This window comes from Paenibacillus sp. OT2-17 (genome assembly GCF_009827695.1).
Lineage (GTDB): Bacteria > Bacillota > Bacilli > Paenibacillales > Paenibacillaceae > Paenibacillus > Paenibacillus polymyxa_B.
Genome location: NZ_WUDQ01000145.1, coordinates 1 through 7,990, shown reverse-complemented (window position 1 = coordinate 7,990; position 7,990 = coordinate 1). Strand labels below are relative to the sequence as shown.

Annotated in this window: 2 protein-coding genes; both read right to left on the bottom strand. The window is 50.2% G+C overall.

Features of this window, described 5'->3' with window-relative positions:
* Positions 1-7,098 (bottom strand): non-ribosomal peptide synthetase (locus GRP75_RS15370; protein ID WP_160789733.1); only part of this gene is annotated, 7,098 nt, incomplete at its 3' end.
* Positions 7,099-7,148: 50 nt separating this feature from the next.
* Positions 7,149-7,990, bottom strand: an 842-nt coding sequence (locus GRP75_RS15365; protein WP_160789732.1) for an ABC transporter ATP-binding protein, incomplete at its 5' end; no start/stop codon positions are given.

The window sequence follows — 7,990 nt, the reverse complement described above, 5'->3', positions numbered from 1 at the left end:
AATATCTGCGCCAAATCGTTCTTGCAGCACCCGGTAATCCGTCACGCTGCAGCTATCCGAGCTGGTGATCAGCAATTCCAGACTGCTCATGTCCAGCCCGTGTTCATGCACATGCTGCATAAACGGTACAATCAAGGCCGGGGTTGATTCGAACACCGTAATCTGATAGTCGCGAATCCAGCCGTATAGACGGCTTGGATCAATGCGATCATCTTTCGGGCAGATGACCATCGTTCCACCGTTATAGAGCGCCCGCGCGATATCGCCGACGAATACGTCGAAGGAGAAGCTCGCCAGCTGTAACAGGCGTACCGGGAACTGGTTCAGACGGTAATCCCGGCGGTAGGCCGCGGCTGTATTCACCAAGCTGCGATGCTCAATCATGACGCCCTTCGGACGTCCCGTTGTACCGGACGTGTAGATCACGTACGCCAGATCCTGCGGCTCATTGATGTGCTCCACATCCGTGGGATCCCCGGTGTACAGCGACTCATCGTCCAGCGCCAGCACGGCATGCAGACGCAAGTTCGCTGCGGATTCGGATGCTGCTTCGCTATCAGACTCCGAATCTGATTTCAAGCTTAATCCCTCATTAAGGCTGTCTCTTTCCATCGTTTCAATGCCAACCGCCGTTTCCAGCTCACCCTCAGCCTTTCCTTCGGCCAAAGCCCATCGGCTTTCATTCAGCCATGCTTGGGCACGCTCCTGCAAACCTGTTTGAGTCAGTAGCACCGTAGCGCCGCTGTCCTCCAGCATAAAGCGGATACGGTCAGACGGATAATCCGCATCTAAAGGTACATATGCACCTCCGGCTTTCCATACCGCCAATACGCCGACCAGCATGTCCACCGAGCGCTCGCTCAAAATACCAACAATGGATTCACGCCCAATGCCTTCATTCCGCAATCTACGAGCAAGTTGGTTCCCACGCTCGTTCAGCTCGCGATACGTAAGCTGCCGCTCCTCGTATACAACTGCCACGTGATCCGGCACAAGCTGCGCTTGTTCTTCCACATAGGCGTGGAACAACCCTTCTGATTGCTTTTCATCACTCCATGCAGATACGCCCACTGATCCAAAACCGTCGATGATTTTCGCTTTTTCCGAAGCAGTCACCAACTCAAGCTCATCTACCAGCGCATCTGGTCTGTTAATCGCTTCTTCAATAATATGCAGCAAATGCCCGCGGATTTGCTCTATAGCTGTACGTTCCAATACTCGCGCGTTGTACTCTAAATGGACATGAATTTCATCACCCGGCACAACCGTAATGTTGAAATCATAGTTCGTTTGCTCCGATACGGAAGCATTTGTAATTGTAAAACCATTCTCACCACGGCTACCCATTTGCTCCATACGCTGTTCCACTGGGTAGTTTTCAAACACCATAATATGGTTCACCAGATCCTGTTTTTGCTCTGTCAGGGCCTGAATTTCATACAACGGATAGGTTTCATAAGCACGGGAAGCCAGTGCCTGCTCCTGTATCTGCTTCATTAACGCAGCAAACGTAATATCTTTCTCACTGTGAATCCGTACAGGAACCGTATTAATGAACAAACCAATCATTTTGTCTATGCCCGGAATATCCGCTGATCTGCCGGATACGACACTGCCAAATACAACATCCCGACTGTTGTTATACCGTTGCAGCACAACGCCCCATGCTGCTTGCAGAAGGGTGTTGACCGTCACTTGCTTTTGCTTAACCAGCTTGTTCATCCGTTCCGTCACTTCGCGGCCCAGTGTAAACGAAAGCTTGTCCGCTTCATATTCTTTAGCGTGACCGTCCAGCTGTTTTGCCTGCGGCAATACCGTCTGCTGCTCGAAACCAGCAAAGTAATCACTCCAGAACCGTTCAGCCTCCGCGTTGTCCTGTCGCTCCAGCCATTCAATATATTCGCTGTATGGCGTTATCGGGACAAGCTCCGGCTTGCGGTCTTCGAGGATGGCAAAGTACGTATTAAATGCTTCCCCCACAACCAGGAACAAGCACCAGCCGTCCATCAAAATATGGTGGAAGCTCCATACAAAACGGTACGACTCCTCGCCTGTACGCAAAACAGACACCCGCATCAGCTCGCCTGAGCTGAAATTAAAACCTTCGACTTTGTCACGCTCAGCAAAATCAGCAATGTATGCGTCCTGCTCTCCTTGTCCGATTGAACGCACATCTTCAAAACGGAACCCGGCATGTTTGTGGCGGTACACCACCTGTAAAGGCTGCTCATTCCAGCCGCTATAAAAATTCGTTCTGAATATTTGATGGCGATCCACCAGTTGATTTAAGCTTTCGGCAAAAGCCTCCACTTGAAAGCTGCCTTGCAGATCAAATGTCGCCTGCTCAAAGTACGCCCCTGATTTCGGCTCCATTAAGCCGTGGAACAGGATGCCTTTTTGCATGGGTGTGAGCGAATAAATGTTTTCTAGTTCTCCCGCAGTAGCCGTCTGCTCTACAATATGATCCAGCTCTCCAGCCGTCAGTCCTTGGAAGGACAAGTCGCTTGGCGTCAGCTCTGGCAACTCTTTTTCCACACAGTGAGCCAATACCTCACGCAAGCTCTCATGAAGCAGATCAGCAAGCTTTTTGATTGACTTTTTCATGATCGTTTTGTTGCTGTAGCTGATCGTCAGTTCCAGTGCACCGTCCGTGATCATGCCGTTGATATCCAGAGCATACCGCTTGGTCAACGTATCACTAATGGAAACTCCGATGGAATAAGGAGACATGCGAAAGGCATTTTTCTTTAAATCCTGATCGAATTGTCCGAGATAGTTAAAGCTGATTTCCGGCTCGGCGACAAAAGCGGCTTCCCCTTCCCTGTCAGCAAGATATCTCAAAATCCCGTATCCAATTCCTTTATGCGGCAAACGGCGCAGTCCTTCTTTGACGTTCTTGACACGCCGTCCCACATTCTGTTCCTCGCCCATATCGAGTACAACCGGGAATTGGCTGGTAAACCAACCGACCGTACGCGTAATATCCACATCCGGCAAAATGGCTTCCCGTCCGTGACCCTCCAGATTTACAAGCACCTGACGGATACCTGCCCACTCCTGAATTGCGGTGCCCAGAGCTGTCAGCAATAGGTCGTTCGCTTCCGTATTGTAGGCACGATGAGCTTGTTTCAAGAATTGTTCCGTTTCTTCTACCGTCCACGCTACTGTCAGTGTCCGATCATCGCGAAGCTGTGGCTTGGCCTGAGATTTACGAGTGTAATCTTTAGGCAAGGATGCCTGACTCTTCCCTGCTTGCTCAATCTGCTCCCAATACGCACGCTCGTTCTCCAACGCTCCACTGCTCGCATAAGCGGATAGCTGGTCTGCCCACAGACGGAAGGAATCCGTTTTGTTGGGTAAACGGACAGACTCGCCCTGTAAAGCCTGCTCATAACCGGATGCCAAATCCTCTAGCAAAATACGCCAAGACACGCCGTCGACCACAAAATGGTGGATCGCTACCAACAAATGGTCTCCATCGGTGCAACGGAACAGACCCAGCTTCACCAAAGGGCCTTTATCTAGACGGATACTGCTTTGAATTTCGCTGGCTTTGTCCTCCAGCAAATGAGCAAAGTCAGACTCATTTGTAAAATCAACTACTTCGAGGCTGTACAATTCTCCTTCTTGCACGCCACGGTTCCATGCTTCATACCCACCGTCCGCATTTTGGCGGAATACGATGCGCAAAGCATCATGGTGCTCGACAATGCGTTGCAGTGCCTGACGAAGCGCCGTTTCATCCAATCGATCCTCACGATGCAGCATCAGAGCCTGGTTATAGTATTCAGGATTGGATGGCTGCTGTTCAATGAACCAGTGTTGAATCGGTGTCAATGCCACGTTTCCACTGACTTCTCCTTGATCGGAAACACGGCTCACCCGCTGCACTCGTCCATTCAGCTCAGCAATCGTCGGATACTGGAACAACTCCCTCATTTCCAGCTTGTAACCATTTTGCAGCAGTCTTGAAGACACCTGGATGGCCTTAATCGAGTCGCCCCCCAGATGGAAAAAGTTATCCAGCACACCAATATGCTCAATACCAAGTACAGATTGCCACACAGACACTAGCGTACGTTCTACCTCATTACGTGCCGCTACGTAATCCTCACCGGAATCCACGCTTCCTTCTGGTTGCGGCAATGCCCGACGATCCACTTTGCCATTTGGTGTCAACGGTAATTGCTCCAACTGCACAAAATATGACGGTACCATGTAACCCGGCAATTCTTGGCTCAAGGCACTTCGCAGCTCGCTAGCCGCGATATTCGCAAGGGTGACTACATATGCACAGAGCTGCTTTTGCCCCTGCTCATCCTCACGTGCAATGACGACGGCTTCTTGCACCGCCTCCAGCTTCAGCAGCTGTGCTTCCACCTCGCCCAACTCAATCCGGTAGCCCCGGATTTTCACCTGTGCGTCAATCCGTCCTTTGTATTCCAACGTCCCGTCCTCATTCCAGCGCACCAAATCGCCTGTGCGGTAGCAGCGCTCTCCGCTGCGGAACGGGCTGTCTACAAACTTTTCAGCCGTTAAATCCGGACGGTTCCGGTAGCCACGTGCCACCCCGTCGCCGCCGACGATCAACTCCCCCCATGCCCCGACAGGCTGAAGCTGCATGGAACGGTCTACGACATACGCTGTGGAGTTGTGAATCGGACGCCCAATCGGCACCGCTTCCAATTGCACGCTGGCAATCGCATGAGTTGTAGAAAAAGTTGTATTTTCTGTCGGCCCATAGCCGTTAATGATCCGCAGGGACGGATGAGCCTCCAGCACCCGGTTAATGTGCGGTACGGACAGCACATCACCACCGACCAGCAGTTCTTGTACCCCCTCGAACAGCTCCAAGTCCTGCTGAGATAGCTGGTTAAAGAGCGGCGCAGTCAGCCACATTGTCGTGATACCATGGTTGCGTACGGCTTCCTTGAGCTTTGGAGCGTCCAAAATGACATCCTGACTTACCAGCACGAGCTGTCCACCATTCAATAGCGCACCCCAAATTTCGAAGGTGGACGCGTCAAAGACAACGGCGCCAGTTTGCAAAATGCGTGTATCAGCATCCAATTGCGCATAGTTTGTACTTTTCACCAAACGCACGACATTGCGATGTTCTACCATAACCCCTTTGGGCTGTCCGGTCGTGCCCGAAGTGTACATCAAATAAGCTAGTCGGTTTCCAAATTTACGTTCTTGTTCTCCAGCAGTGCTGTCTACGACAGACGAGGATGATTCATTTAAAATCTCATTTTTCAGATTTGTATAATTGGTATAATCCGCATGATAAGCCCCGTTTTGCTCCCAATGTACGGTATTCAAGCCTTGGTCATTCTCTGCCCCGTACACCTTAGCATCGCTCAGATCCAGTACGATTCCGGTGTATTCCTCCAGTTGCTGTTCTGCATGCTGCACCAGCAGCAACTTTGCCCCCGAATCTTCCAGCAGGTAACGTACACGTTCAGCCGGATAATCAGGGTCAATCGGCACATATGCGCCGCCCGCTTTGAGAATCGCCAACATGCCGACAATCATATCCGTGGAACGCTCAGCAACGATACCTACAGTTTGCTCGGCGGTAACACCGTATCCGCGCAACGTGTGAGCCAGTCGATTTGCTTTAACATTCAGTTCGCCATAAGTTAAACGGGCATTTCCGAACACGACTGCTGTCTGATTCGGTGTACGTTCAGCCTGTTCCTCAAACAACTCATGAATGCCTGCTTCGTGTGGATATTCCACCGCAGTAGCATTGAATACGTCGACGATTTGTGCCCGTTCTTCCTCACTGATCAGCGACAATTCCTGTATCCGCTTGTGTGGGCCCTGCACCATATGCTCCGCTACACTCAAAAATTGTCGAATAATTCGAGCAATTTCCTGTTCAGTAAACAGCTCGGTACGATAATCTAGGTACAGCACAAGTCTATCGTCATCCAGCATTTCAACCATGTGAATATCGAAGTCGTTCACCGTATCTCCGCAGAAATCGTTATCTACCTGCTGAATGGCTTCATCAAACCGGGAGAAACTCAATGTACGATACTGGATGGAAGCACCAAACAGACGCTGAATGTCCAGACTGCTTTGCTGTTCACGCAAATCCTGAATAATTTTGTTGTATGGGTAACGCTGATGCCGCAAAATGGACGCCTGCTCCTTCCCTACACCTTGCAGGAAGGTCAGCAGTTCGGATTCTGGTTCGACTAACAGACGCGTAGCCACGGTGCTGACGAACATACCGATGGTATCCTTTTCCTTCTTAGACGTACGGTTGGCATAGAGTGTCCCCACGGTTAGGTCCTGCTCTCCCGTCACTTTATGCAAATAAATATACAGAGCCGCCAGGAAGAACGTGAAAATACTAATTTTATGTTCCTCGCAAAAAGCCGTAACACCACGATACAACTCATGTTCCAGTATAAAGCTCTCCCGGCGTGCAGCTGTGCTCAGTGTCAGCGGGTTATATGATTTCAAACCTGTAGTCTCTGGCAAATCGGCAAACTTTTCTGTCCAGTACGTTTTGTCCTTCTGATAACGGTCTGATTGCTCATAGCTTTGCTCTACCTGGATAAAATCCAGATAGGGATTGCCTTTGGTCGGTGCATCTTGACCTGTACCATGCACAATATCCATATAATGTCCGGTGATTTCATTAATGGCCTGATTCATGGACACGCCATCTGAAATAATATGATGCATTTTAAAATTAAACCAGGTTTCTTCTGCTCCGAGCTGCAAGATAACAAATCGGTACAGCTGCGAATCCAACAATGAGAACGGCTGTGGATTATGACGCTTTAACCATACATTCGCTTCTTCCGGGGCAACTTGGAGCGTTTCTATATTTTCCGCCGTAAACGGCTCTACATATTGATATGGAATCCCATCCTGAGCAGTGATCTTGATACGGAAAGAATCATTTTGGGCAATCACCCGGTTCATTGCTTGCTGCAAGGCATCTATACGAACAGTTCCCCTGATTTTTACTGTTGCAATAATTGTTGATGTGTTCCGATTAGGATACAGAAGCTCCGTATACAAAATCCGTTGCTGTGGCTGGCTTAGCGAAAACAATTGAACATCTTGCTGTGTCATCCGTTTCTCTCCTCGCAAAATAGATATTGGTAAAAAGGAAATTCGCATATTTATGCGGTTTGTTCCTCGGGATGCTTTCGAAATTGAAGCTCATACAGCTCTGCATAATGACCTCCCTCGGCAAGGAGCTGATCATGGGTACCCTGCTCTTTCAGTTCGCCATCGGCAAGGACACAGATCGTATCCGCCCGTTCAATCGTAGACAATCGATGGGCAATAACTAATGTCGTACGATCCTTCATCAGCTCATTTAAGCCCTGCTGGACTTCATATTCCGATTCTGCATCCAAAGCCGAGGTCGCTTCATCCAACAGCAAAATCGGTGCATTTTTGAGCAAAGCACGGGCAATTGCGATCCGCTGTCTTTGACCGCCGGACAAATTGGCTCCGCGTTCACCGACAATCGTGTCGTACCCCTCTGGCAGCTCGCCTATGAAGCCGCTGGCATAGGCTGTTTTGGCCGCAGCCTCTACTTCTTCATCCGTGGCAGTCGGTGAGCCAAAACGGATATTATCCGCTACTGTACCGTGGAACAGCGTAGCCTCCTGTGGTACATAGGCCATTAAATCCCTGACCTCATCCAACGGAAATTCTTCTGCCAAGCGACCATGAACCCGCAGCACACCTTCGTCCGGTGGGTAAAATCCCAGCAACAGCTTCATGACTGTGCTTTTGCCACCACCACTCGGGCCGACAAGCGCGGTTACCTGCCCTTCTGGCACGACCAAGTTTAACCTTTGCAGCGTTGGATGGTCAGGCTGATAGCCAAAGGTGATGTCGTGCAGCTCCAGCGCAGCCGGAGTCTGTTCAATGGCGTGGTCTGAACGCAAGGTCTCAACATCGCCATAGAATTTCTCAGATTCACAGGCTGATAAAGCTGCCGTCTCGGGAT